We start from the raw sequence: 23,802 nt of genomic DNA on the forward strand, positions 1-23,802 counted from the left end.
AACAGCAACTTTATTCACAGCTTATGAACACGCTTGGTAGGCGGGTGACTGAACAACATGTGGGCGATCTGTGGACGGCCGGTGGACGGGTTCATGCCATCCCGCATGGTGAGCCGCGCGCCCTTGCATATGCGCCGAACACCCATTCGAAGGGCGCGATTCTATCGAAAATGGTTGTAGCGATTTGAAGGTGAGCGCCCGCCAACCGAGGCTTCACGCCACCCGCGAGGCCCGAAAATAATCCGGGCGGCCGCGGCGAAAAACCCCGAAACCCGAGCGCCCATCAGGGTCTTGAGGTCTTTTCGCTTACCCCTGCGGGCGCAGCACGAGGTAGGTGGCCATCTCGCCCCGACGCAGCAGGACCGGCAGGGGCTTGCTCTTGTCCAGCTTGGCGACCGCCGCTTCGAACTCGCGCACGTTGCTGATCTCCGTGTTGCCGATGGCGACGATCACGTCGCCCTCACGGATGCCGGCTCGCAGGGCGGCGTCGGCCACCGCTTCCACGCGCACGCCGCCCTTGATGTTCAGCTCCTTCTTCTGCGCCTCGCTCAGTTCGGCGACCGCCAGGCCCACCGACTGCGCGAGTGCAGAGCCGGCTGGCGGCTTGCTCTGCGGCCCCGAAGCCTGGCGCTGCGCCTGCTCGGGTTCGAGCTCGGCGACCTGGACCTGCAAGTCGCGCGTGTTGCCGCGGCGGAAGACGGTGATCGACGAGCGCGTGCCCGGCTTGGTGTTGCCCACCAGGCGCGGCAGGTCCGTGGGGCGGTCGATGGTGCGACCGTCGAAGCGGACGATGATGTCGCCGGCCTCGATGCCCGCCTTGGCCGCCGGCGAGCCGCTCTCCACGCTGCGCACCAGCGCGCCCTGGGCGCGCCCGAGGCCGATCGACTCGGCCACTTCCTTGCTCACCTGGTCGATCTGCACGCCGATGCGCCCGCGCGTGACGCGGCCGCTGGTGCGCAGTTGCTCGGCCACGCGGATGGCCTCGTCGATCGGAATGGCGAAGGAAATGCCCATGAAGCCGCCCGAGCGCGAATAGATCTGGCTGTTGATGCCCACGACCTCGCCGCGCATGTTGATCAGCGGCCCGCCGGAGTTGCCCGGGTTGATCGCCACGTCGGTCTGGATGAAGGGCAGGTAGTCACCCGTGTCGCGCTGCTTGGCGCTGACGATGCCGGCCGTGACGGTGTTGTCCAGCCCGAAGGGCGAGCCGATGGCCATCACCCACTCGCCCACCTTCAGGCGGTTGGCGTCGCCGATGCGCACGAAGGGCAGGCCCGTCGCCTCGATCTTGAGCACCGCGATGTCGGTGCGCTTGTCGGGCGTGCCGATCACCTTGGCCTTGAACTCGCGCTTGTCGGGCAGCGTGACCAGCACTTCCTCGGCGCCGTCCACCACGTGCGCGTTGGTCATGACGAAGCCGTCCTGCGTGAGGATGAATCCGGAGCCCACGCCGCGGCGCTGCGGACCTTCGCCTTGCCCCGGCCCCTGCCCCGGCCCCTGGCCCTGTCCAGGCGGCCCCTGGCGCGGCGTGCCCGGCAGGGGCTGGCCGAAGAAGCGGCGGAAGAACTCCTGCATCTCCTCGTCCATGCCAGGCGGCATCTGCGGGCTGCGGCTGCGCTCCATGGTGCGGATGTTGACCACCGCCGGCCCGACCTGCTCCACCAGGTGGGTGAGGTCGGGCAGGCCGCCGCCCTGGGGCGCCGACTGCGCGAGCGCCGGCGGGCCGGCGAGCAGGCTGGAAGCCACGAGGAGCGACATCGCGGCGGTGGCGGTGCGGGTACGCAAAGGATGGCTGCGGGTCTCAGGCATGGTGTCCTCGGATCGGAAAAATCAGGCGTGCCTCCTGCCCAGGGAGCAGGAAGAGCGCAAAGGGTTCAACCTGGCAAGGCCAGGGCGTGCCAAGCCCGCAGATGAGGGCTCAGGGGCGGCGCTCAAGGCTCTGCACGAAAGTACGCAGCGTCTGCGGCGGCACCTCGCCCACGGCGGTGATCGTCCAGTCCTGCAGGCGCCGCATCAGGGTGTGCGTGGCACCGGCCGCGAGCACGCCCTCACGGGTCGGCTTGCCGGGCTGCGCCGGCTCGACGAAGAGCGAGACGGCGGCAATGCCATCCGAAAAGACGCAATGCATGGCGCCGGCTGCTTCGCCGCGGCGATAGCAGTCCATGGCCTCGAAGCCGGGCACGCCGGGCTTGAGCTGCCAGCCTTCGGCGGCGGCCGTGGTCTTCACGGCCTCGTTGCGCTCCACGCGCCAGCCGGCGGGGGGCGTCATCATGCGAATCAGTTTCTCGGGACGCAGGGGCACGTCCAGCTGCAGCTCGGAAAACGCGGCCTGCTCGAGCACGCCGCCTTCGTGGCCCAGCGTCTGCAGTTTCACGACCAGGCCGGTGCGCCGCTCGGTCCAGACGCGGTAGCCGAAGCGATGGGCGTCCTTGGGCGCAAGCTGAACCACGTCGGCCTCGAAACCGGCCACGCGCTCGGTGCCCGCGGGGCGAACGCCGTAGAAGTCCGCAATGGCCGCCCCGGTGGACCGCAGCAGGTCCGGGAAGCGGCCCAGCGCGTCGTGGCGCTCGATGCGCACCAGCTTCTGATCGGGCAGGAGGGTGACCACGCGGTCGTCGCGCCGGAGGCTGGAGCGGGCCGGGCCCGTCAGCGCATCGACCCGCTCGACCTGGAGGTCCGCCGTGCAGGCATGCCAGATGCGCGCACTCGACATGGCCCCGGCACCGGCTGACACGACCATGGTGCCGATGTAGTTGTGCTTGCGCGGCGCCGCCTCCACGCGGCTGAGCCAGTCGGTGACGCTGTGCACCGCGTTGCCGCCGGACGCATTGCCCGCGTGCACGCCGGCGGCCAGCCCGAGCATGCCCAGGCCCATCACCAGCACTTGCCGCCGCAAGACCGAAGCGCACGCCCGGCGCCCCGCCCGCCTAGCGGTTGCGCGCATCGAAGGAAACCTCGCGGATGAAGGACGCCGGCATCTGCAGCGCCCCGGCCCCGCCCAGCTGCTGGTGGGCGGCCAGCAGCTCGTCGAGCTGCGCGTCGCGGATCATCAGTTCGTTGGCGGGCACCGACGCGAGCTGCGGGCCCACCGGTGCCCCGGGCGCACCCAGCATTGACCAGCTCACCGCAAACGCAGCGGCCAGCGAGGCCGCACCCGCGACGATCTTCCAGCGGAACACCGGGTCGTTGGCCGGCTCGGCCGTGGGGCGAATGTCGGCGTCGATCGGGGGCTCCACCAGCCCCAGCGGCACGGCCACGGGCACCACGGGGCGTGGCTCCTCGGCCAGCCGCTTCGACAAGGCCTGCATGAAGTCCGCCCGCGGCGTTGCCCGGGCCAGGTCAGGAGAGCGCAGCACGTCGCCAATCACGTGGTAACAGTGCCAAGCCTCCTCGGCCGCCGGGTCACTGCAGAGCAGGTCCAGGGTGGCCGAGGCACGGGCACCCGCCAGGTCGCCGTCGGCCAGGGCCGAAATCATCTCGTGTGTATTCGTCGTCTTGTTCATCGCATCACCTCGTCGGCACTTCACCAACGCTTGCCGGACTGATGGGCCAGCAGAGGTTTCACCTTGGCCGAGATTGCCTCTCGCGCACGGAAGATCCGCGACCGCACGGTACCGATGGGGCAGTTCATGACTTCGGAGATCTCTTCATAACTCAACCCCTCAATCTCTCGGAGCGTGACGGCCTGGCGCAGTTCCTCGGGCAAGGCCTCCATCGCCTGGTTCACCGCGTAAGCGATTTCCTTGGCCGCCAACACCGTCTCCGGGGTCTCGGGGCTCGTTAGTTCGTTCTCCACGGCCGAAGTTTCATCTTCATCTTCGACCGACCTGAGCGCGCTTTCCGTGACCAGCGGGTCGCGCTTCAAGTCCACCAGCGCCTTCTTGGCGGTGTTCACCGCGATCCGGTAAAGCCAGGTGTAGAACTGCGCGTCGCCACGGAACTGCCCGATGGCGCGGTACGCGCGGATGAAGGTCTCCTGCGCGATGTCCTGGACCAGGTCCGTGTCGCGGACCATGCGCCCGATCAGGCGCTCGATGCGCCGTTGGTACTTCACGACCAGCAGTTCGTAGGCCTTCTGGTCGCCCGCCAGCGTCCGCTCCACGAGCGCAAGGTCGGCATCCTGCGAGTTGCGTGGCGGAAAGGGCGGTGCTTTGTTCATGTAGGGGTTGCGGGCGCGCGCGCCGATGCGGACTGCGCCTGCGCGCCGGCTGAAAAATATACCGCGCGCCGAAAGGCCTGCCAGACCTCTGTATCCAGGCCTTGCGCGAGCCAGACCCAGCGGGTCGATCCACTCTGCCCCTCGGGCCCGCGCCAGCGCAGCACCATCCACCGCTGAGCATCCCAGACCCGGTCGAGCCGGATCGGGACCGGATCGCCCCCGGTGCGCAGGTGCCAGGCCGCCCCATCCCAGTCGAGTTCACCGCGAAGCTGGGTTCGCCATGCGTGCAGCGACAGGGGCACACAGGCCAGCAGCACCAGCGCGACCAGCGCCTGCCGCGCGCCAGGCGCGGGGCCCAGCAGCATCCAGAGCACCAGGTTGGCCAGCGCGAGCAGCCACACGCCGGCCAGGACGCCGGCGCACCAAAGCGAACGCCCCACCGGGTAAGTCACCGATGGGGCGCTGCGCATGGGGACTGCTGATGCCTGCGGTTCAGACGCGCTTGAAGACCAGCGTGCCGTTCGTGCCGCCGAAGCCGAAGTTGTTCTTCAGCGCCACGTCGATCTTCATGTCCCGCGCCTCGTTGGCGCAGTAGTCCAGGTCGCACTCGGGGTCCTGGTTGAAGATGTTGATGGTCGGGGGCGACTTCTGGTGGTGCACGGCCAGCACGGTGAACACCGACTCGATGCCGCCCGCGCCGCCCAGCAGGTGCCCGGTCATGGACTTGGTGGAGTTCACGACGACCTTGCGTGCGCGCTCGCCCAGGGCCAGCTTGATCGCATTGGTCTCGTTGACGTCGCCCAGCGGCGTGGAGGTGCCGTGGGCGTTGATGTAGTCCACCTGCTCGGGCGCGAGCCCGGCGTTGCGCAGCGCCTGGAGCATGGCCCGGCGCGGGCCGTCCACGTCGGGCGCGGTGATGTGGTGCGCATCGCCCGTCATGCCGAAGCCGGCCACCTCGGCGTAGATGCGCGCGCCGCGGGCCCGGGCATGCTCGTATTCCTCGAGCACGAGCACGCCGCCGCCTTCACCCAGCACGAAGCCGTCGCGGTCCTTGTCCCAGGGCCGCGAGGCGGTCTTGGGATCGTCGTTGCGGGTGGACAGGGCCCGGGCGGAGGCGAAGCCGCCGATGCCCAGCGGCGACACGGTGGACTCCGCGCCGCCGGCGATCATGACGTCGGCGTCCCCGTACTCGATCATGCGGGCCGACAGGCCGATGGCGTGCAGGCCGGTGGTGCAGGCCGTGACCACCGAGATGTTCGGACCCTTGAAGCCGAACTGCATGGACACGTGCCCGGAGATCATGTTGATGATCGAGGCCGGGACGAAGAAGGGCGAGACGCGGCGCGGACCCCGGTTGAGGTATTCGGCGTGCGTCTGCTCGATCATCGGCAGGCCGCCGATGCCCGAGCCGATGTTGCAGCCGATGCGCGTGGCGAGTTCCTCGCCCAGGGCCTCGCCCGTGGGCAGCCCGCTGTCGGCCACAGCCTGGGCCGCAGCGGCGTAGCCCAGGTGAATGAATCGATCCATGTGCCGGGCTTCCTTCTCGGACAGGTAGTCCTCGATGCTGAAGCCCTTGACCTCACCCGCGAAACGACAGCCGAAGGCGCTGGCGTCGAACTGCGTGATGTGGTCGATGCCGGACTCTCCGGCGAGAAGACGCGTCCAGGACTCGGCAACCGTGTTCCCCACGGGGCTGACGCAGCCCAGACCGGTTACGACGACACGGCGGCGCGACATCGATGCTTCAGGCCTTCTGGTGAGCCACCGCGTAGTCGATGGCGTTTTGAACGGTGGTGATCTTCTCGGCGTCCTCGTCGGGGATCTCGATGCCGAATTCGTCTTCCAGCGCCATCACCAGCTCCACCGTGTCGAGCGAGTCGGCGCCGAGGTCGGCCACGAAGGCTTTCTCATTCGTCACCTGTGACTCTTCCACGCCGAGTTGCTCGGCGATGATCTTCTTGACACGTGCTTCGATATCGCTCATGGGTTCCCTCAAAGGGTTTGTGAATGAATCCGCGATTTTAGCCGGGCGGGCATGAGTGGCCCCACCGGCAGCGCGGGAGAAGGCAAAGCGGCCCTGTGGCCGCTTTATGCCATGTACATGCCGCCGTTGACGTGCAACTCCTGTCCGGTGACGTAACCGGCCTCCGGCGAGGCCAGATAGGCTACCGCATGCGCCACGTCGTCGGGGCGGCCCAGGTGGCCCAGGGGGATCTGCCCCAGGAGCGCGTCCTGCTGCTGCTGCGAAAGCGCCGCCGTCATGTCGGTGGCGATGAAGCCCGGCGCGACGCAATTGACCGTGATGCCGCGGCTTCCGAGCTCGCGCGCCAGGGCCCGCGTGAGGCCGGCCACGCCCGCCTTGGCGGCGGCGTAGTTGGCCTGGCCGGCATTGCCCGAGGCGCCCACCACAGAAGTGATGTTCACGATGCGGCCGTAGCGCTGCTTCATCATCGTGCGCATCACGGCGCGGCTCAGGCGAAACACGGCCTTGAGGTTCGTGTCGAGCACGGCGTCCCAGTCCTCGTCCTTCAGGCGCATGGCCAGCGTGTCGCGCGTGATGCCGGCGTTGTTGACCAGCACCTGCAGGCCGCCGTGCTCCTTGACCAGGGACTCCACCAGCGCCTCCGCAGCGGCGGCGTCGTTCACGTCCAGGCGCGCGCCACGGCACCCCGGGTGGGCGGACAGGGCCTGCGAAATGCGCTGCGCGCCTTCATCGGTGGTGGCCGTGCCGACCACCTTGAGGCCGCGCCGCGCCAGCTCGCCGGCGATGCAGGCGCCGATGCCGCGCGAGGCGCCCGTGACCAGGGCCACCTGGCCCGCGAATGCGACCGTGCTCATTGCAGGCTGCCTTTCAGTTCGGCGAGGCTCGCCGGATCCATGAGGGAGAGGCCCGTCAGCTGGGCGTCGATGCGCTTGCACAGGCCCGCGAGCACCTTGCCCGGCCCGCACTCGACGACGGTGGCCACGCCACGCGCCTGCATGGCGCGCACGCACTCCACCCAGCGCACCGGGCCGAAGGCCTGGCGGTACAGGGCATCGCGGATGCGCTGCGCATCGGACTCGACGGCGACGTCGATGTTGTTGATCACCGGCACCTGGGGCGCCTCGATGCGCGTGGCGGACAGGCGCTCGCGCAGGCGCTCGGCGGCCGGCTTCATCAGGCTGGAATGGAACGGCGCCGACACGGGCAGCGGCAGGGCGCGCTTGGCGCCCATGGCCTTGAGGACTTCGCAGGCCTTGTCCACCGCCGCCTTGCTGCCGGCGATCACGGTCTGCGCGGGGTCGTTGAAGTTGACGGCCTCGACCACTTCACCCGGGGCGCAAGCGCGCTGCGCCTCGGCGCAGCCTTCGACCACGCGGACAGCTTCCAGTCCCAGGATGGCCGCCATGGCGCCCGTCCCCACCGGCACGGCCTCCTGCATGGCCTGCGCACGAAAGCGCACCAGCGGCGCCGCGTCCGCCAGGCTCAGCGCGCCGGCGGCCACGAGGGCGCTGTACTCGCCCAGCGAATGGCCGGCCATCACGACGGGCATGGCGCCGCCCTCGGCCCGCCACGCACGCCAGGCGGCCACGCCGGCGACCAGCATCACCGGCTGGGTGTTGGTGGTCAGGGCCAGGTCTTCCTTGGGCCCCTCGTGGATCAGCTTGCCGATGTCCTGGCCCAGGGCCTCGGACGCTTCCTGCAGGGTGCGGCGCACCTCGGGGTGTTCGCCCCAGGCGTCCAGCATGCCGACCGATTGCGAGCCCTGGCCCGGGAACACGAATGCGAATGAACTCATCGCTTTTATTCTTCGATGCTTGGTGATCGGGAGTGCTTCAATACTGCAGCAGCACGGCGCCCCAGGTGAAGCCGCCGCCCACGCCTTCGAGCATGAGCTTGTCGCCGCGCTTGACGCGGCCGCCGCGCACGGCGGCGTCCAGTGCCAGGGGGATGGACGCGGCGGAGGTGTTGCCGTGCTGGTCCACCGTGACGACCAGCTTGTCCAGCGGCAGCTTCAGCTTGCGGGCCGTGCTCTGCATGATGCGGATGTTGGCCTGGTGCGGGATCAGCCAGTCGATGTCGGCCTCGGTGCAGTTCGCCTTGGCGAGCGTCGCGCGGGCGCTGGCCTCCAGCACGCCCACCGCCAGCTTGAAGACCGCCTGGCCATCCATGCGCAGCAGCGGCTCGCCCAGCACCTTGCCGCCGCTCACACTGCCGGGAACGCAGAGCACGCCCACATGGCGGCCGTCGGCATGCAGGTCGGTGGCGAGGATGCCCGGCTTCTCGGAAGCTTCCAGCACCACGGCGCCGGCACCGTCGCCGAACAGGACGCAGGTGGTACGGTCGTTGAAGTCGAGGATGCGAGAGAACACCTCGGCCCCGACCACCAGTGCTCGGCGCGCGGCGCCGGCCTTGATCATGGAATCGGCCACCGTGAGGGCGTACACGAAGCCGCTGCAGACGGCCTGCACGTCGAAGGCGGGGCAGCCGACGATGCCCAGCTTCGCCTGCAGGATGCAGGCCGAGGACGGGAACACCATGTCGGGCGTGGACGTGGCGACGATGATGAGGTCGATGTCCGTGGGCTGAAGGCCCGCCGCCTCGATGGCATGGCGCGAGGCATGCTCGGCCAGCTCGCTGCTGGTCACTTCCGGCGCCGCGAAGTGCCGCGCGCGGATGCCCGTGCGCTCGACGATCCATTCGTCGGAGGTTTCGATGCCACGCTGCGCGAGTTCTGCGGCCAGCTCGTCGTTGGTGACCCGGCGCGGGGGCAGGTAGCTGCCCGTTCCGGCGATGCGGCTAAATGTCATGGATTGAATCAGCTGGCGGCCGTGACCACGGGGTGCTGGTTGTCGTTCGCGGCGGTGGCCTCTCCCACCAGCAGCGGCCGGGCGTGGGCGATGCGTGCCTGCACCCGTTCCAGCAGTTGATTGCGGGCCGCATCATACGCGCGCCCGAGGGCCTGCCCGAAGGCGAACTCGTCGGCCGAGCCGTGGCTCTTGAACACGAGCCCGCGCAGCCCGAGCAGGGCCGCGCCGTTGTAGCGGCGGTAGTCCACCCGGCGCTTGAACGCCGCCAGCACGGGCCAGGCCACCACCGCCGCGAGGCGCGTGAGCGGCGTGCGCGAGAACTCCTCCTTCAGGAAGCCGCCGATCATGGTCGCCAAGCCTTCGCTGGTCTTGAGCGCCACGTTGCCGACGAAGCCGTCGCACACCACGATGTCCGTGGTGCCCTTGAAGATGTCATTGCCCTCCACGTTGCCGTGGAAGTTGAGGTCGCCGGCCGCGGCCGCGGCGCGCAGGAGTTCGCCGGCCCGCTTGATGACCTCGCTGCCCTTGATGATCTCTTCGCCGATGTTCAGCAGGCCCACGCTGGGCTGCTCGTCGTGGCGAAGCGCGGAGACCAGCGCCGAGCCCATCACCGCGAACTGCAGCAGGTGCTGCTCGGTGCAGTCCACGTTGGCGCCCAGGTCCAGCACGGTGGTCGCGCCGCCCTTGGCGTTGGGCATGGGGTAGGCGATGGCGGGACGATCGATCCCCTCCACGGTCTTGAGCAGGTAGCGCGCCAGGGCCATAAGCGCGCCGGTGTTGCCGGCCGACACGGCCGCATGGGCATGGCCGCCCTTGACCTGCTGCAGCGCCACCCGCATGGACGAGTCCTTCTTGCGCCGAAGCGCGACCTCCACCGCATCGTCCATGGCAACGACTTCCGAGGCGGCCACGACGCGGGCGCGTTCGTGCTTGAAGCCCTGCAGGTCCTCCGCGCGGCCGACCAGCAGCAGCTGTGCGTCGGGATGCTCGTCCAGGAATCGGCTGCAGGCGGGCAGCGTCACCCGCGGTCCATGGTCACCGCCCATGCAATCGACGGCCAGAATCGTTGTCATAGGCTCAAATGTAGAGCGAGTGAAGCCCGCCGCCCGGGCCCGGACCCCATCGCTGTGCGGGACGTGCGGCACGCCAGCGACAAGGGCCCGTGCCGCGCCTGCGCGCCACGGGCCCTTGTGAATGCGAAACGTCTCAGCAAGCGAGACTGAGTCCGAGCGAGCGGCCCGAGGTGGCATCGAGCACCGCCGCCCACCACGCGTACGGCGAGGAGCGCAGGTGCCAGCTCGGGGCGCGCCGCGGATTCAGGCGTCGTTCTTGGTCTTCAGGACCTTGCGGCCACGGTAGAAGCCGTTCGGGCTGATGTGGTGACGCAGGTGCGTCTCACCCGTGGTCGGCTCCACGGCGATGCCGGGCACCGTGAGGGCATTGTGCGAACGATGCATGCCGCGCTTGGAAGGCGACTTCTTGTTTTGCTGGACGGCCATGGCGATCTCCTGAAGAGAGAAACAGTGCAGGCTGCCTGCTTGCAGCCGCGACGTGTGGGGTGGGTGGATGAGCGAAGCCGGCCAGGAACCCAGGCGGCTGCGCAAAAGCCCGCGATTATAGCCCACGCGCCCGGCGCGACGCCTCAGCCCCGCTGCTTGAGCTTGCCCAGGATGGCGAAGGGGTTGGGCTTGCCGTCTTGCTGCGGATCGGCCGCCGGGGCAGCGACCTCGGGCAAGGGCTCGGGACAGACCTCATGGCGCGGCACCAGCGGCACCGCCATGAGCAACTCGTCTTCCAGGAGGGCGATGAGGTCGAACTGCGCACTGAGGGCGAGCAGGTCTTCCTCGGAATCGTCGTCCTGCGCCTCGGCGGCGGCCTCGTCGGCGACGAAGCGGAAGGACCGGTCCACCGACAGCGGCGTGGCGACCGGCTCCAGGCAGCGCTGGCAGGCCAGCGCGAGCACGGTCTCGGCCTGAAGGTGCAGCCAGACCTCGGGCTCGTGGTGCCGCGCGTTGCGCAGCTCGCCGCGCGCGCGCCAGGTGACGGGCTGGTCGGGGTCGCGCCCCTGGGTTTCCGCCACCAGTCGCGGGTGCTGGCCGACCGTGCTGCTTCCGGACAGTTCGGCGGCTTCTTCGGCGAAGGCGCGCACGTCCAGCCGCTGGGGTTTGAACTCCTTGGGCATCGGGGCAGTGTAAGAGAATCGCCCGATGACGATCGCCCCCGAATCCGCCCCGAGCCGCCCCGTGGTGCTGGGGTCCACTTCGCGCTACCGCCGGGAGCTGCTGCAGCGGCTCCATCTCGGCTTCGAGGTGGCCTCGCCCGAGGTGGACGAGACGCCCTTGCCGGGCGAGACGCCCGAGGCGCTCGCGCGCCGCCTGGCGGTGGCCAAGGCACGCGCCGTGGCCGCGCGGTATCCGCAGGCGGCGGTGATCGGATCGGACCAGGTGGCCGACCTGGACGGCCAAGCGCTGGGCAAGCCCGGAACGCACGAGCGCGCCTTCGAGCAGCTCACGCGCATGAGCGGCCGCTGCGTGGTCTTTCATACGGCGGTCGCCGTGGTCTGCCAGGCGACCGGCTTCGAGCGCCTGTCGCTCGCGCCCGTGCAAGTGCGCTTTCGCACGCTGGCGCCGCAGGAGATCGACGCCTACCTGCGCGCCGAGCAGCCCTACGACTGCGCGGGCAGCGCCAAGAGCGAGGGCCTGGGCATCGCCCTGCTCGATTCCATCGACAGCGACGACCCCACGGCCCTGGTGGGCCTGCCCCTGATCCGCACCTGCGCCCTGCTGCGCGAAGCCGGCGTGAGGCTGCTCGCATGAGCGCGGCCGGCCGGCTGCTGCTGGTGCCCGCGCCGCTGGACTTCGGCTGCGACGAGCAGGTGCCGATCGAGTCCGTGATGCCCGCCGGCACGATGGCGCAGGCCGCGGACCTGCGCCACTGGCTGGTGGAAAACGCCAAGAGCGCGCGGGCCTGCCTCAAGCGCATTGCGGAACACCATCCGCTGTCCGCGCCGCTGCAGGCCCAGTCCATCGTGGAGTTGCCGCGTGAGCTGCACAAGAAAGGCGATGACGGCACCGGCTTCGACGCCCGCGCGCTGCTGCGCCCCGCCCTGGAAGGCCATGACCTGGGTCTCATGAGCGAAGCCGGCATGCCCGCCGTTGCGGACCCGGGCGCGTCCGTGGTCCGGGCGGCGCATGCGCTGGGCATCGAGGTGCTGCCGCTGGTCGGGCCGTCCTCGCTGCTGCTGGCCCTGGTGGCCAGTGGCCTCAATGGCCAGAACTTCGCCTTCGTGGGCTACCTGCCGCAGGAGTCCGCCGCCCGCGTGCAGCGCATCCGCGAGCTGGAAACCCTGGCCCTGCGCACCGGGCAGTCTCAGCTGTTCATCGAGACACCCTACCGGAATGCCGCCCTGCTCGGCGCCCTGCTCCAGGCCCTGTCGCCCGGCACGCGCCTGTCGGTCAGCAGCGGCCTGACCCTTCCTGCGGCACGCACGCGCAGCGACACGGTGGCCGGCTGGCGAGAACGTCCGCAGGCCGTGGGAGGCCCGGCCGTTTTCGCCATCGGGCGCTGAGCCGCCGGCGGCTCAGCGGATGGAAGGCGCGAGCTGCAGCGCGCGGACGGCGCCCGTCCCGATCGAGGCGCCGAAGCGCGAGGCCAGGCGCTCGGCCAGGTTCTCGCGCCGGGTGTAGTCGATCACCTCCTCGGCCTTGAGCACCTCGCGGGCCACGTAATCCAGGCTTCCGAGCTGGTCGGCCAGGCCCAGCTCGATCGCGCGCGAGCCGGTCCAGAACAGGCCTGAGAACAACTCGGCGTCTTCCTTGAGGCGCTTGCCGCGGCCCTGGCGCACGACGTCGATGAACTGCTGGTGCACCTCCTGCAGCATGTCCTTCACATAGGCGCGGTCCTGCGCGGTCTGCGGCCGGAACGGATCCAGGAAACCCTTGTGCTCGCCGGCCGTGATGAGGCGGCGCTCGATGCCGAGTTTGTCGATCAGCCCGGTGAAACCGAACCCGTCCATCAGTACGCCGATGCTGCCGACGATGCTGGCCTTGTTCACGTAGATGCGGTCCGTGGCTGCGGCGATGTAATAGGCGGCCGAAGCGCAGGACTCCTCCACCACGGTGTAGATCGGCTTCTTGTGCTTCTCGCGCAGGCGCTGGATCTCGTCGTTGATGAGGCCGGCCTGCACCGGGCTGCCGCCGGGCGAGTCGATCAGGAGCACCACGCCCTGCGCGCCCGCGTCCTCGAAGGCGCTGCGCAGCGAAGCCACCACGTTCTCCGCGCTGTTGGTGTCGTCGGCGCTGATGGCGCCGCGGATCTCGACGAGTGCGGTATGCGGCAGCGCCTTGCTCGCCGAACTCGGGCCGCCGCGCCAGAGCAGCGCCCACGCAAGAAACACCAGGAACACCAGCCAGGCCACGCGCAGGCCCACGCGCCAGCGGCGCGCCGCGCGCTGCTCCTGCAGGTTGGCCAGCATCAGGCGTTCGAGCGAGCCGCGCTCCCAGCCGGAGGCGGATTCGGAGGCGACGGGGGAAGGCGACGGGGGAAGGCCCGACTCTTCGGGCGGGGGACGGTCGGACATCGGTCAGAACACCAGCGGTTGGAGGTTGAAGGCAGTATGCCAGCGCACCACGCCCTCGCTTTCAGAGAGGGCGATCTTGACCAGCCCGCCCCGGCAAGGCCCCCCGGCGCAGCGGCCGCTGTCGGGCTCGTAGGCGGCACCGTGCGAGGCGCACAGCAGCCAGCGGCCGCTGTCGTCGAAGAAGCGGTTCGGCTGCCAGTCCATCTCCATGGCCACGTGCGCGCAGCGGTTGAGGTAGGCGTGCACCTGCCCGCGCCAGCGCACGGCAAAGGCGCGGCAGCTCTGGCCGCCGTAGATCACATCGAAAGGTACGGCCGGTCCGGCCTCGACCAGGTCGGCGGAGTTGCACAGCGCGATGGCGTCCATGCAGCGCCTCTTTCCGCTCAGGCGTTCGCCTGAAGCCAGTCGTGCAGTTCGCGCACCGAGTGAGCAATGAACCGCGGCGCCAGGTCGTGGAAGCCATCGATCTCATGCGCGCCGTAGCTCACCCCCACCGCAGCGCAGCCGGCATTGCGGGCCATCTGCAGGTCGTGCGTGGTGTCGCCGATCATCAGCGTGCGCGCAGGCGCCACGCCGAACTCCTCCATCAGCTCATGCAGCATGAGCGGGTGGGGCTTGCCGGCCGTCTCATCGGCGGTGCGGGAGCCGTCGAAGACGCCGGCCAGCGCGGCCGAGTGCAGCGCCTCGTCCAGCCCACGGCGGGACTTGCCCGTGGCCACGGCCAGCCGGTGATGGCGCGCCTTGAGCGCCTGCAGCATCGGCAGCACGCCCTCGAACAGGCACAGGTCGTCGTGATGCGCGGCGTAGTGATGGCGGTAGCGTGCCCCCAGCTCGGGGTACTTGTCGGCGGGCACGTCCGGCGCGGCATGCGCGAGGGCCTGGTGCAGGCTCATGCCGATCACGTAGGCCGCCGAGCGCTCGCTGGGCTCTCGGCCGCCCACATCCACCACGGCGCGCTGGATGCAGCGCACGATGATGGCGGTGGAATCGAACAGGGTGCCGTCCCAGTCGAAGGCGATCAGGTCAAACTGGCGGGGACGCATCGTGCGGGTCGGTGAAGGCGTGAAGCTCGGCGGGAAGGGGCGCCACCAGGGCGATGGGCTCGGCGCTGGCCGGATGGGCGAACTGTAAACGCCAGGCGTGAAGGAACATGCGCCGCAGGCCTTCGCGCGACAGCGCCTTGTTCACCTCGAACTGCCCGTACTTGTCGTCGCCCAGGATGGGATGGCCCTGGGACGCCAGGTGCACCCGGATCTGGTGCGTGCGGCCGGTCTTGATGGTCACTTCCAGCAGCGAGGCCTCCGCGAGGCCGGCGCGTGCGAGCTGCGGCGACGCTAGCACGCGGCCGACCTTGACCAGCGTGATCGAGCGCATGCCCTCGGGGTCGTCCCTGGCCACCACCCGCACGCGCCGCTCGCCATCGGCCTGCAGGTACTTGTGCAGCGGGATGTCGATCACCTTGCGGCTGGCGGGCCAGCGGCCGCTCACCAGGGCCAGGTAGGTCTTGCCGGTCTCGCGCTCGCGGAACTGGTCCTGCAGGCGGGTCAGCGCCGAGCGGCGCTTGGCCACCAGCAGCAGCCCGGAGGTCTCGCGGTCCAGGCGGTGCACCAGTTCCAGGAACCGCGCCTGCGGCCGGGCCTGGCGCAGCTGCTCGATGACGCCGAAGCTCACGCCGCTGCCGCCGTGCACGGCCACGCCGGCCGGCTTGTCGATCGCGAGCAGGTGTTCGTCCTCGTAGAGCACGGGGAACTCGCGCGCGGGCGCCGGCCGTTCCTGCTTGAGCCCGACCTGGGCCGACAGCCGCACCGGCGGCACGCGCACCACGTCGCCGGCGGCCACCCGGTCGTCGGCGGCGGCGCGGCCCTTGTTCACGCGTACTTCGCCGCTGCGGATGATCCGGTAAACGTGGCTCTTGGGAACGCCCTTGAGGTGCCGCACCAGGAAGTTGTCGAGGCGCTGGCCGGCGGATTCTTCATCCACTTGCAGGGTGCTCGCCTGCGCGGCGCCGGGCCCGCCGCTGCCCCCTATAATCTGTTTCACTGGCGCGCTGACGTAAGTGGTTGATTTTTCTTGGAGTTTATTCCACCACCACGCCCGCGGCCGCCGGTAAGGTCGATGCCACTGGAATCCACACGCGCGGGAGCGCCGCCAGCCGAAGTCTGGCGGTGGCCCGGCGGGGTCCCAGCCCCGGGACGACTTCGAACGCACCGATACGGAATACAAGCCCGGCAGCCATGGCGCTGCCAGGCGGACAGAAGCGAGACGACACCTGTGTTCATGGCGATGCTGCATGCTTTGTGGCCCGGGCTCCCGAGCCCGGCCGCGGGCCTGCGCGCGCCGCCCCGCGCCGCGTGCGCAGGGCCCGGCGGGCCGGCGAAAGCCGCGCGGCCCGCGGCACACCAGGGGCGCCCACCCGGCCGCCGTCCGCTCGCCACCGTCCACGCGCCCCGGCCACGCCCCCTGGACATCCGTCCGACGGGCTGGGCCCTCTAGGCAATTCCCTCTCGCTTCGAAGCCGCACCTGGCATCGTGGACCCGAGGCTCCCAGCCCCGGGTGAACCATGTTTGACAACAAGAAGGTGACGCGATGAAGCGTATGCTGATCAATGCCACGCAGGCCGAAGAGCGCCGGCTGGCCATCGTCGATGGACAGAAGCTCCTCGACTACGAAATCGAGATCGAAGGGCGCGAGCAGCGCAAGGGCAACATCTACAAGGCCGTGGTGACACGCGTCGAGCCCAGCCTGGAGGCCTGCTTCGTCGATTACGGCGAGGACCGCCACGGCTTCCTGCCGTTCAAGGAAATCTCCCGCCAGTACTTCCAGCAGGGCGTCCCCGTCTCCCAGGCGCGGATCAACGACGTCATCAAGGAAGGCCAGGAACTGCTGGTGCAGGTGGAGAAGGAAGAGCGCGGCAACAAGGGCGCGGCGCTCACCACCTTCATCTCGCTGGCCGGCCGCTACGTGGTGCTGATGCCCAACAACCCGCGCGGCGGTGGCGTGAGCCGCCGCATCGAGGGCGATGACCGCGCCGAGCTCAAGGAGGCGATGGACCAGCTGGAATATCCCAACGGCATGTCCATCATCGCGCGCACCGCCGGCATCGGCCGCAGCGCGCCCGAACTCCAGTGGGACCTGAACTACCTGCTGAAGCTGTGGAACGCCATCGACGGCGCCGCCAAGGGCGGCAAGGGCGCCTTCCTCATCTACCAGGAATCCTCGCTCGTCATCCGCGCCATTCGTGACTACTTCAATCACGACATCGGCGACATCCTGATCGACACCGACGACATCTTCGACCAGGCGCACCAGTTCATGGCGCACGTGATGCCGGAGCACGCGGCCAAGGTCAAGCGCTACCGGGACGATGCGCCCCTGTTCAGCCGCTTCCAGATCGAACACCAGATCGAGTCGGCCTACGCCCGCGAGGTCAAGCTGCCCTCGGGTGGCGTGATCGTCATCGACCACACGGAGGCGCTGGTCTCCATCGACGTCAACTCGGCCCGCGCCATCAAGGGCGGCGACATCGAGGAAACGGCCACCCGCACCAACCTGGAGGCCGCCGACGAGGTCGCCCGCCAGATGCGCCTGCGCGACCTGGGCGGCCTGATCGTCATCGACTTCATCGACATGGAGGAGTCGAAGAACCGGCGCGAGGTGGAAAACCGCCTGCGCGACGCGCTGCGCCAGGACCGCGCCCGCGTGCAGTTCGGCACCATCAGCAAGTTCGGCCTCATGGAGATGAGCCGCCAGCGCCTGCGCCCGTCCCTGTCCGAAGGCGCGTCCATCCCCTGCCCGCGCTGCGGCGGCCACGGGCACATCCGCGACACGGAGAGCTCGGCGCTGCAGATCCTGCGCATCATTCAGGAAGAGTCCATGAAGGACAGCACCGCCGCCGTGCACGTGCAGGTGCCGGTGGAAGTGGCTTCCTTCCTGCTGAACGAGAAGCGCACCGAGATCGCCAAGATCGAGCTGAAGCAGCGGATCAGCGTGATCATGATCCCCAACAAGTCCCTGGACACGCCGCACTACAAGCTGGATCGCCTCAAGCACGACGACCCGCGCCTGGACAGCCTCGTGGCCAGCTACCACATGGCCGTCGAGGTCGAGGACCCGACCACCGTCACCCGCCGCTCGCAGGAGCGCACCAACCGGCAGGAGCCGGTGATCAAGGGCGTGCTGCCCGACGCACCGGCGCCGATCGCGCCGCCGCGCCCGGAACCCACGCGCACGGCGGCACCGGCCGCGGCGCGCGCGCCGGCACCCGCTCCCGCGCCCGCACCCGCCGCCGCACCGGTGGACGGCTTCATGGGCTGGCTCAAGGCCCTGTTCGCCGCCATCTCGCCGCCGCCGGCGGCCGCGCCCGCCGAGGCCCCGGCGCCGGCCAGCGTGCCGGAAGCACGGCGCGAGCCGCGCGGTGAAGGCCGCGGCGAGGGCCGCTCGGAAGGCCGTGGCCGCGGTCGTGGCCGCGGTCGCTCCGAGGGCCGCACCGGCGAGGCCCGCGCTGCCTCCGGCGAGGCCGTCGAGGCGAGCGCCCGCGGCACCGAGGCGCGCGAAGGCCGCCGCGGTCGCGGCGACCGGGAAGGCCGCGAACCGAGGGAGGGCCGCGAAGGCCGCGAACCCAGGGAAGGCCGCGAGTCGCGCGAAGGGCGTGAAGCGCTCGACCTGCGCGAGGGCCGCCCGGCCCGCGAGGCGCGTGAACCGCGCGAGGGGCGTGAACCACGTGAATCGCGCGAGGCGCGTGAACCGCGTGAGGGGCGTGAACCGCGTGAATCGCGCGAGGGGCGTGAACCGCGAGAGGCTCGTGAATCGCGCGAGGGCCACGAAGGCCGCGATGGCCGGGAGGCCCGCGAACCCCGTGAGGCCCGCCAGCCGCGCGAGCCCCGCGAAGGCCGCGGCCCGCGTGAGCCGCGCGAAGCCCGCCCGCCCCGCGAAACCGAAGCCGGCGTGCAGGCGGACGAGCTCACCGGGCTGGCCGCATCGCCCGAGACCCTGGACGAGGCCGTGCCCGCGGCCGAGCGTGCCGAGCGCGCGCCCCGTGGCGAAGGCGGCGAGCGCGGCGAAGGCCGCCGCGAGCGCGGGGAAGGTCGGCGCGAGCGTGGCGAACGCCGGCCCGGTCGTGGACGCGACGAAGCGCCCGCCTCCGAGCAGGCCGCGGTCGCCGGCATCGACTCCGCCGAGCAGGCCACGCTGATCCAGGCCGAAGTGGAACTGGTCGCGCAGGCCGCTGCGGCCGAGACCGCCGGCGAGACCACGGAAACGTCCGCCGCCGGCGACAACGGTGAAGTCCGACGCGAGCGCCGTTCGCGTGACCGCTATGGCCGCGAGCGCCGTGAACGCGGTGAGCGCGGCGACCGTGCCGAGCGCGCCCCGCGCGAGGAGGCCGCCACCGCCGACGAGCCGCCCGCGCCCGCCGGCGAGCTGATCATCGAGGTCGAGCCGCGCCGTCCGCGCTACGCCACCGGCTTCGTCGCCGACGATGAAGCGGCGCCGGTTGCGGCCGAGCCGGCCGCCCCCGCCGCCCGTGCCGGTGCGGCGCTGCCCAAGGTGCAGGCCTACGAGCTGCCGGTCGGCGAGCTGGCCCAGGTGGCCGAAGGCTCGGGCCTGCAGTGGGTCAGCTCGGACGCGCAGAAGGTCGCCGCAGTCCAGGCCGCGATGGCGGCCGAGCCGCAGCCAGTGCACGTGCCGCGTGAGCGCCCTGCCCCGGTGGTGATCGACGAAGGTCCGCTGGTGCTGGTCGAAACGAAACGCGACCTGCGGCAGTTCCAGACGCCGAACGAGCCCGGCGCGTCGGCCTGAGCCACGCCTTCACCGCGGCCGCAGCCGCGGTGAAGGGCCTGCAGGGCTCGCCCCGTCCGAAGCAACTCTTTGCCCTTCGTCGATACGCGTAGGGCGAACGGATGTGCCCGAGGCGGAATTTGGTGTCGCGCGATGGGCTTCGACAAGCCCTCAACAAACAGCGACTTCACGCCCCGTCGGGTCCCATCCGTTCGGGCCGAGCCTGTCGAAGCCCATCGCGCGAAACCACCACGCGAGCCCTTTGACAGGTTTCAAGGCGAACGGATGTGCTTGATCGGCATGCCTTCGCCCACTGCCTCGGCCGCGGTGAATGCAAGCTCGTCTCTGCGCCGTTCGCCGGCAACCCACCGGAGGGCGTCGGGCTTCGCGCCTAGGGATTGGCGGCCCGCTTCCAGGCCTCGGCCGCCGTCGTGGCGTCGCCGCGCTCCTCGGCCAGCGAGGCCATGGCGCGCCAGGCCTGGCGGTGCAGGCCCGCGTCCTGCAGGCCAAGCGCGGCCTGCGTGAGCAGCTGCTGCGCCTTGCCCCAGAGCTGGCGCTTCATGCAGGCCATGCCGGCCAGGTACTGCAGCACCGGATCGCGCGGGTCGGCCCGCTGGGCGGACTCGATGCGGGCCAGCCACTGCGCGTCGATGGACTCCAGTCCGTCTTCCAGCGCATGCACCAGCCGCACCTTCACGGCATCGGACAGGCTCTCGTAGCGCTCCCACACCGGCAGCAGCCACTGGCGCGCCTGCTCGGGCTCGCCCCCCAGTTGCAGCAGGCGCTGCGACGCATGGATCGCCAGTTCCGGCATCTGGCGTTCGGCCGGTTCTAGCGCGTTCCAGGCGCGCTGGAGCTGGCCCACGTCGTGGGCGCTGTTCAGGAGATCGACCGCCAGCCCGCGCACGATGCTCTGGCCGGCCGCCGGTGAGAAGGCGCGGTGCTTGGCCAGCAGGCGCGCGGTGTCCAGGGCTTCTTCGGTGTGTCCCGCAAGGCGCGCGGCCTTGAGCTTCATGCGCAGGGCCAGCGTGCGCCGCGCCGCGCCCTGCGGCAACTCGCGCAGCCAGGCTTCGGCCGCCTGCGGATCGCGCTCGTCCAGCGCCCAGCGCGCCGCCCGCATGAGCGCGCCTTCACGCATTGCCGGCGCGTCGCGCAAGGCCGTCGGGTCCAGCGCCAGCTGCAGGTGGTGCTCGCGGGCGGCCCGGTCCTGCAGGGCCTGCGCGCTTTCGGCGGCCAGCACGTGCGCCAGGGCCCGCAGCGAACCGGCATGCCCGACCTTCTCGCCGGCCGAGGCCAGCGACTGTTCCTGCACCAGCGCCGCTTCGGCCGCCTTGCGCGCCCGCACGAAACGCCCGGCCATGAGGTGGGCGGTGGCATCGACCAGCAGCGCGTGCATGGCCCGTTCCTTCTGCTGGTTGCGCCAGCGCAGCGCCTGCCGGGGCAGCGCGAACAGGGCCGACAGCGCCCGCAGGGCCGCATGCAGGAAGACGAAGCCGGCCAGCAGCAGCAGCAGCACCAGGTTCAGCGACAGGTCGATCCGCCAGGGCGGCCAGAACAGGGTGACCGTGCCCTGGTTGTTGCCGGCGAACAGGGCGATGGCCACGGCCACGCCGAACAGGGCGAGGAGCCAGAGGGCGGCGCGCATCAGCGGGGATCTCCGGGGGGGCGCAAGACAGGCAGTCGGGGCTGTCGCATGGACTTACCTCGCCGCGGCGGTGGCATCGAGCAGGGCCAGCGTCTGGTCGATGCGCGGCATCTCGACGTTGCGCAGCTGGGACTGGATCTGCTCCAGGCTGCCCGCCATCACCTGCGTGCGGCGGCCCGCGTCGAAGTAGCGGCCCAGCGCGGCGCGCGCGGCCAACAGGTCGGCGCGGGCCAGCTCGGGCTGGCGGGCGAGGATGGACAGGCGCGCGTTCAGCAGCTTGAGCTTGAGGTTCTCGCGCGCGAAGAAGGACTGCTCCGGCGTGAGCAGCGCCGCGTCCGGGTCGTCGATGCGGCTGACGCGCAGCAGCCCGCGCGCCTCGTCGCGCACCACGTCCAGCGCGCGCATCCACCAGGCGCCCGTTTCGGCCGCCTCGCTGCGCCGGGCCTGACGCTGGTAGTCGGGGCCGACGGCATTGGCCACCGGCAGTTCGTCCACGCCGCGGGCCATCTCGTCCAGGCGCGCGAGCATCGCGGGCACGTTGGCCACGGGCGCCGCCTTGATGCGCTCGATGTCCTGCTGGATGGCCGTGAGCACCCGCCCCAGCCGGGGCTGCGCGGCGCGCTGCAGGCGCTGTTCGGCCGCGCGCAGGGCCGCCAGCAGCGGCTCGGCGCTCAGGGTGAGCTGGCTTTGCTGCTGCGCCAGGCGCAGCGCCGCCTCGATGTCGGCGACCAGGCTCTCGTCGCGCGAGCGCGAGAGGCTTTGCATCAAATCCTCCAGCTGCGTGCGCTGCAGGGCGACCTCGCTCAGCCGGGTCTCGGTCACCGCCTGGCGGGCGGCCGTCTGGCGGGCCAGGTCCTGGGCCTCGCGGGCGGCGGCGCGGGCCTCGACCGCCTGGGCGCCGGAATCCGCGCTCTGGCGCGCGAGCTGCTCCTGGATGTTGCCGAGCCGCTGCCAGAGCGCTGCGGTTGCCAGCAAGGCCACGAGCACCAGGATCACCAGCAGCCAGAGCACGGGGCGGCCCCCCTGCGGGTCCGGGTCGGTCTTCGCGGGCTCGGTGGGTGGCGGCAGCGGCGCAGCGCCGGGGAACGGAGCAGTCATGGCGCGGATTGTAGGAAGGCGCAGACCGCCTCCAGCTCCGGCCGCGTCTGCACCACGGTGCCGAAGCCCCGCGCCCGCGCGGCCTGTGCGATGCGCGGGTGCGTGCACAGGGCCCGCGAGGCCGGCCAGTCGGTGTGCGGCGCGAGCGCGCCCAGGTTGTCGATCGCCTCGCTGCTGCTGAAAAGCCACCAGGCCTTCGGCGCCGCCTGCATCGCCGCGTGCTCGGCGGCGGTCCAGGTCGGGCGCATGCGCCGGTAGGCGGCAACGAAGGCCACCTCGGCGCCGGCGGCCTGCAGGTGCTGCGCGAGCCAGTCGCGCCCGCTCGGCTCGCCACTGGCATCGGCGCCCCGGACCACCAGCACGCGGTCGCCGGCGCGAACGCTGCCGCGCACGCGCTCCCAGAGGGCTTCGGAGTCGAAGCGCTGCGTCGGCACCTCGATCGCCTGCAGGGGCACGCCCGCGCGCTCCAGCGCCTCGCCGGTGCCGGGCCCCGTGGCCCAGGCCCGCGGCCCCGCCGGCCAGTGGCCCGGGGTGGGCAGCAGCCCTTCGACCGCGTTGGCGCTCACGAACATGACGGCGGCGCAGTCCTGGAGGTGCGCCCGCGCCTGGGCCAGGGCATCGGTGTCGGGCGCCGGCCCGATCTCGATCAAGGGGAGCGCCTGCGCCGCGATGCCACGCGCCTGCAAGGCCGCGACCCATCGCAGCGCCTCGCGGGCGGGTCGCGTCACCAGCACCCGCGCGGCCGGGCTCATTGGACCGGGCCGGCCCCGCCGGCGCGAAGCTGCGCCACCACCGCCTGCCCGAGCGCCGCGGCCTGCGCGAGCGCCGCCACGGGCGCCGAGGCTTCGGCCCGCACCAGCCGGCCGGGCACGGCCGGATCGCCCCAGGCGGCACGCAGGTGGAGCACCTGGCCCTGCGCATCGAAGCGGGCATGCGCCGCCAGCGGCATGGAGCAGCTGCCGCCCATGGCGCGGCTCACGGCGCGCTCGGCGGCCACGGCCAGCCAGGTCGGCGTGTGCGCCAGCGGCGCGAGGGCCTCGGCCAGTTCGCGCCGCTCGCTGCGGATCTCGATGCCCAGGGCGCCCTGCCCGGCCGCGGGCAGCATGTCCTCGGGCGCGAAGCAGGCGCGGATGCGGCCCGCGAGCCCCAGGCGGTGCAGCCCGGCGGCCGCCAGAACGATGGCCTCGTACTGCCCGTCGTCGAGCTTGCGCAGGCGCGTGTCCAGGTTGCCGCGCAGCGGCTCGATGCGCAGGTCCGGCCGCAGCGCCTGCAACAGCACCACGCGGCGCAGGCTGGAGGTGCCGACCACGCTGCCCGCGGGCAGCTCGGCGAGGCTCGCGAAGCGGTTGGAGACCAGCGCATCGCGCGGGTCCTCTCGCTCCATGACGCAGGCCAGCTCGAAGCCCTCGGGCAGGTCCATGGGCACGTCCTTGAGCGAATGCACCGCCAGGTCCGCCCGGCCCTCTTCCAGCGCGACCTCCAGCTCCTTGACGAACAGGCCCTTGCCGCCGACCTTGCTGAGGCTGCGGTCCAGGATCTGGTCGCCGCGGGTGGTCATGCCCAGCAGGCCGACCTGGTGCCCGCGCGCCTGCAGCTGCGACTGCACGTGCTGCGCCTGCCACAGCGCCAGACGGCTCTCGCGGGTGGCGATGATCAGTTGACTCAAGGGAAACCTTCGGGGAGAGATGGCGCGGCGCCGCACGCTTCGAAGCAGGCACCGCACCCGGCAAAACAACCGGCGATGCTAGCATGCG

24 protein-coding genes are annotated in these 23,802 nt (G+C 70.9%); 3 read left to right on the plus strand and 21 right to left on the minus strand.

The annotated features are described in order from the left end of the window. Positions 1–306 precede the first annotated feature (306 nt). From EZ242_RS20995 to EZ242_RS21055, 13 genes are all read right to left on the minus strand, one after another. The gene (locus EZ242_RS20995) at positions 307–1,809 is read right to left on the minus strand and encodes a DegQ family serine endoprotease (protein ID WP_135287147.1); all 1,503 of its coding nucleotides are present in this window, start codon (positions 1,807–1,809) and stop codon (positions 307–309) included. A gap of 109 nt (positions 1,810–1,918) precedes the next feature. After that, on the minus strand, positions 1,919–2,896 hold the full coding sequence (locus EZ242_RS21000) for a MucB/RseB C-terminal domain-containing protein (protein ID WP_240787184.1): 978 nt from the start codon (positions 2,894–2,896) through the stop codon (positions 1,919–1,921). Positions 2,897–2,927: 31 nt separating this feature from the next. Next, positions 2,928–3,503, minus strand: a complete 576-nt coding sequence (locus EZ242_RS21005) for a sigma-E factor negative regulatory protein (protein ID WP_135287149.1) — start codon at positions 3,501–3,503, stop codon at positions 2,928–2,930. A gap of 20 nt (positions 3,504–3,523) precedes the next feature. Then, a complete protein-coding gene (gene rpoE / locus EZ242_RS21010) occupies positions 3,524–4,159 on the minus strand; it encodes an RNA polymerase sigma factor RpoE (RefSeq protein ID WP_135287150.1) in 636 nt (211 codons plus the stop codon). Next, the gene (locus EZ242_RS21015) at positions 4,156–4,629 is read right to left on the minus strand and encodes a hypothetical protein (protein WP_135287151.1); all 474 of its coding nucleotides are present in this window, start codon (positions 4,627–4,629) and stop codon (positions 4,156–4,158) included. The genes rpoE and EZ242_RS21015 overlap by 4 nt, the downstream gene beginning before the upstream one ends. Before the next feature lie 22 nt (positions 4,630–4,651). Next, on the minus strand, positions 4,652–5,896 hold the full coding sequence (fabF, locus tag EZ242_RS21020; RefSeq protein ID WP_135287152.1) for a beta-ketoacyl-ACP synthase II: 1,245 nt from the start codon (positions 5,894–5,896) through the stop codon (positions 4,652–4,654). A 7-nt stretch (positions 5,897–5,903) separates the two neighbouring features. Further along, positions 5,904–6,143: an acyl carrier protein gene (gene acpP / locus EZ242_RS21025; RefSeq protein ID WP_123299754.1), complete on the minus strand. Its 240-nt coding sequence runs from the start codon at positions 6,141–6,143 to the stop codon at positions 5,904–5,906. A gap of 104 nt (positions 6,144–6,247) precedes the next feature. After that, a complete protein-coding gene (fabG, locus tag EZ242_RS21030; protein ID WP_135287153.1) occupies positions 6,248–6,997 on the minus strand; it encodes a 3-oxoacyl-ACP reductase FabG in 750 nt (249 codons plus the stop codon). Then, positions 6,994–7,938: an ACP S-malonyltransferase gene (gene fabD / locus EZ242_RS21035; RefSeq protein WP_135287154.1), complete on the minus strand. Its 945-nt coding sequence runs from the start codon at positions 7,936–7,938 to the stop codon at positions 6,994–6,996. The genes fabG and fabD overlap by 4 nt, the downstream gene beginning before the upstream one ends. A gap of 37 nt (positions 7,939–7,975) precedes the next feature. Further along, complete coding sequence (locus EZ242_RS21040; protein WP_135287155.1) at positions 7,976–8,950, minus strand: beta-ketoacyl-ACP synthase III; 975 nt, start codon at positions 8,948–8,950, stop codon at positions 7,976–7,978. An 8-nt stretch (positions 8,951–8,958) separates the two neighbouring features. Beyond that, the gene (gene plsX, locus EZ242_RS21045) at positions 8,959–10,023 is read right to left on the minus strand and encodes a phosphate acyltransferase PlsX (RefSeq protein WP_135287156.1); all 1,065 of its coding nucleotides are present in this window, start codon (positions 10,021–10,023) and stop codon (positions 8,959–8,961) included. A gap of 243 nt (positions 10,024–10,266) precedes the next feature. Next, the gene (gene rpmF, locus EZ242_RS21050; RefSeq protein ID WP_135249669.1) at positions 10,267–10,449 is read right to left on the minus strand and encodes a 50S ribosomal protein L32; all 183 of its coding nucleotides are present in this window, start codon (positions 10,447–10,449) and stop codon (positions 10,267–10,269) included. Positions 10,450–10,592: 143 nt separating this feature from the next. Further along, positions 10,593–11,132, minus strand: a complete 540-nt coding sequence (locus EZ242_RS21055) for a YceD family protein (protein ID WP_135287157.1) — start codon at positions 11,130–11,132, stop codon at positions 10,593–10,595. Positions 11,133–11,157: 25 nt separating this feature from the next. Between EZ242_RS21055 and EZ242_RS21060 the strand changes: the two genes are divergently transcribed. Both EZ242_RS21060 and EZ242_RS21065 read left to right on the plus strand, forming a co-directional pair. Beyond that, positions 11,158–11,766, plus strand: a complete 609-nt coding sequence (locus EZ242_RS21060) for a Maf family nucleotide pyrophosphatase (RefSeq protein ID WP_135287158.1) — start codon at positions 11,158–11,160, stop codon at positions 11,764–11,766. After that, positions 11,763–12,518: an SAM-dependent methyltransferase gene (locus EZ242_RS21065; protein WP_135287159.1), complete on the plus strand. Its 756-nt coding sequence runs from the start codon at positions 11,763–11,765 to the stop codon at positions 12,516–12,518. Before EZ242_RS21060 ends, EZ242_RS21065 begins: the two co-directional genes overlap by 4 nt. Before the next feature lie 12 nt (positions 12,519–12,530). On the opposite strand, the gene EZ242_RS21070 is transcribed toward EZ242_RS21065, so the two are convergent. From EZ242_RS21070 to EZ242_RS21085, 4 genes are read right to left on the minus strand one after another with little or no spacing between them, the layout of a single operon-like run. Further along, entirely contained in the window at positions 12,531–13,529 is a 999-nt protein-coding gene (locus EZ242_RS21070) for a S49 family peptidase (protein WP_240787185.1), read from the minus strand. A gap of 3 nt (positions 13,530–13,532) precedes the next feature. Then, the gene (locus tag EZ242_RS21075) at positions 13,533–13,895 is read right to left on the minus strand and encodes a Rieske (2Fe-2S) protein (RefSeq protein WP_135287160.1); all 363 of its coding nucleotides are present in this window, start codon (positions 13,893–13,895) and stop codon (positions 13,533–13,535) included. 17 nt (positions 13,896–13,912) lie between these two features. Beyond that, positions 13,913–14,572 carry an HAD family hydrolase gene (locus EZ242_RS21080; protein ID WP_135287161.1) on the minus strand — a complete coding sequence of 220 codons (660 nt, stop codon included), beginning with the start codon at positions 14,570–14,572 and terminating at the stop codon, positions 13,913–13,915. After that, entirely contained in the window at positions 14,553–15,569 is a 1,017-nt protein-coding gene (locus EZ242_RS21085) for an RluA family pseudouridine synthase (protein ID WP_135287162.1), read from the minus strand. The genes EZ242_RS21080 and EZ242_RS21085 overlap by 20 nt, the downstream gene beginning before the upstream one ends. 547 nt (positions 15,570–16,116) lie before the next feature. Here EZ242_RS21085 and EZ242_RS21090 point away from each other — a divergent pair. After that, the gene (locus EZ242_RS21090; protein ID WP_135287163.1) at positions 16,117–19,326 is read left to right on the plus strand and encodes an Rne/Rng family ribonuclease; all 3,210 of its coding nucleotides are present in this window, start codon (positions 16,117–16,119) and stop codon (positions 19,324–19,326) included. A gap of 370 nt (positions 19,327–19,696) precedes the next feature. On the opposite strand, the gene EZ242_RS21095 is transcribed toward EZ242_RS21090, so the two are convergent. Genes EZ242_RS21095 through hemC form a run of 4 tightly spaced genes read right to left on the minus strand, consistent with a single transcriptional unit; the run spans position 19,697 to position 23,714 of the window. Then, on the minus strand, positions 19,697–20,950 hold the full coding sequence (locus EZ242_RS21095; protein ID WP_135287164.1) for a heme biosynthesis protein HemY: 1,254 nt from the start codon (positions 20,948–20,950) through the stop codon (positions 19,697–19,699). Between the two features lie 54 nt (positions 20,951–21,004). After that, positions 21,005–22,048 carry a uroporphyrinogen-III C-methyltransferase gene (locus EZ242_RS21100; RefSeq protein WP_135287165.1) on the minus strand — a complete coding sequence of 348 codons (1,044 nt, stop codon included), beginning with the start codon at positions 22,046–22,048 and terminating at the stop codon, positions 21,005–21,007. Continuing rightward, positions 22,045–22,800, minus strand: a complete 756-nt coding sequence (locus EZ242_RS21105) for a uroporphyrinogen-III synthase (protein ID WP_135287166.1) — start codon at positions 22,798–22,800, stop codon at positions 22,045–22,047. Before EZ242_RS21105 ends, EZ242_RS21100 begins: the two co-directional genes overlap by 4 nt. After that, positions 22,797–23,714 carry a hydroxymethylbilane synthase gene (hemC, locus tag EZ242_RS21110; RefSeq protein ID WP_240787186.1) on the minus strand — a complete coding sequence of 306 codons (918 nt, stop codon included), beginning with the start codon at positions 23,712–23,714 and terminating at the stop codon, positions 22,797–22,799. Before hemC ends, EZ242_RS21105 begins: the two co-directional genes overlap by 4 nt. Between the last annotated feature and the right edge of the window lie 88 nt (positions 23,715–23,802).

The organism is Ramlibacter rhizophilus (assembly GCF_004681965.1).
Lineage (GTDB): Bacteria > Pseudomonadota > Gammaproteobacteria > Burkholderiales > Burkholderiaceae_C > Ramlibacter > Ramlibacter rhizophilus.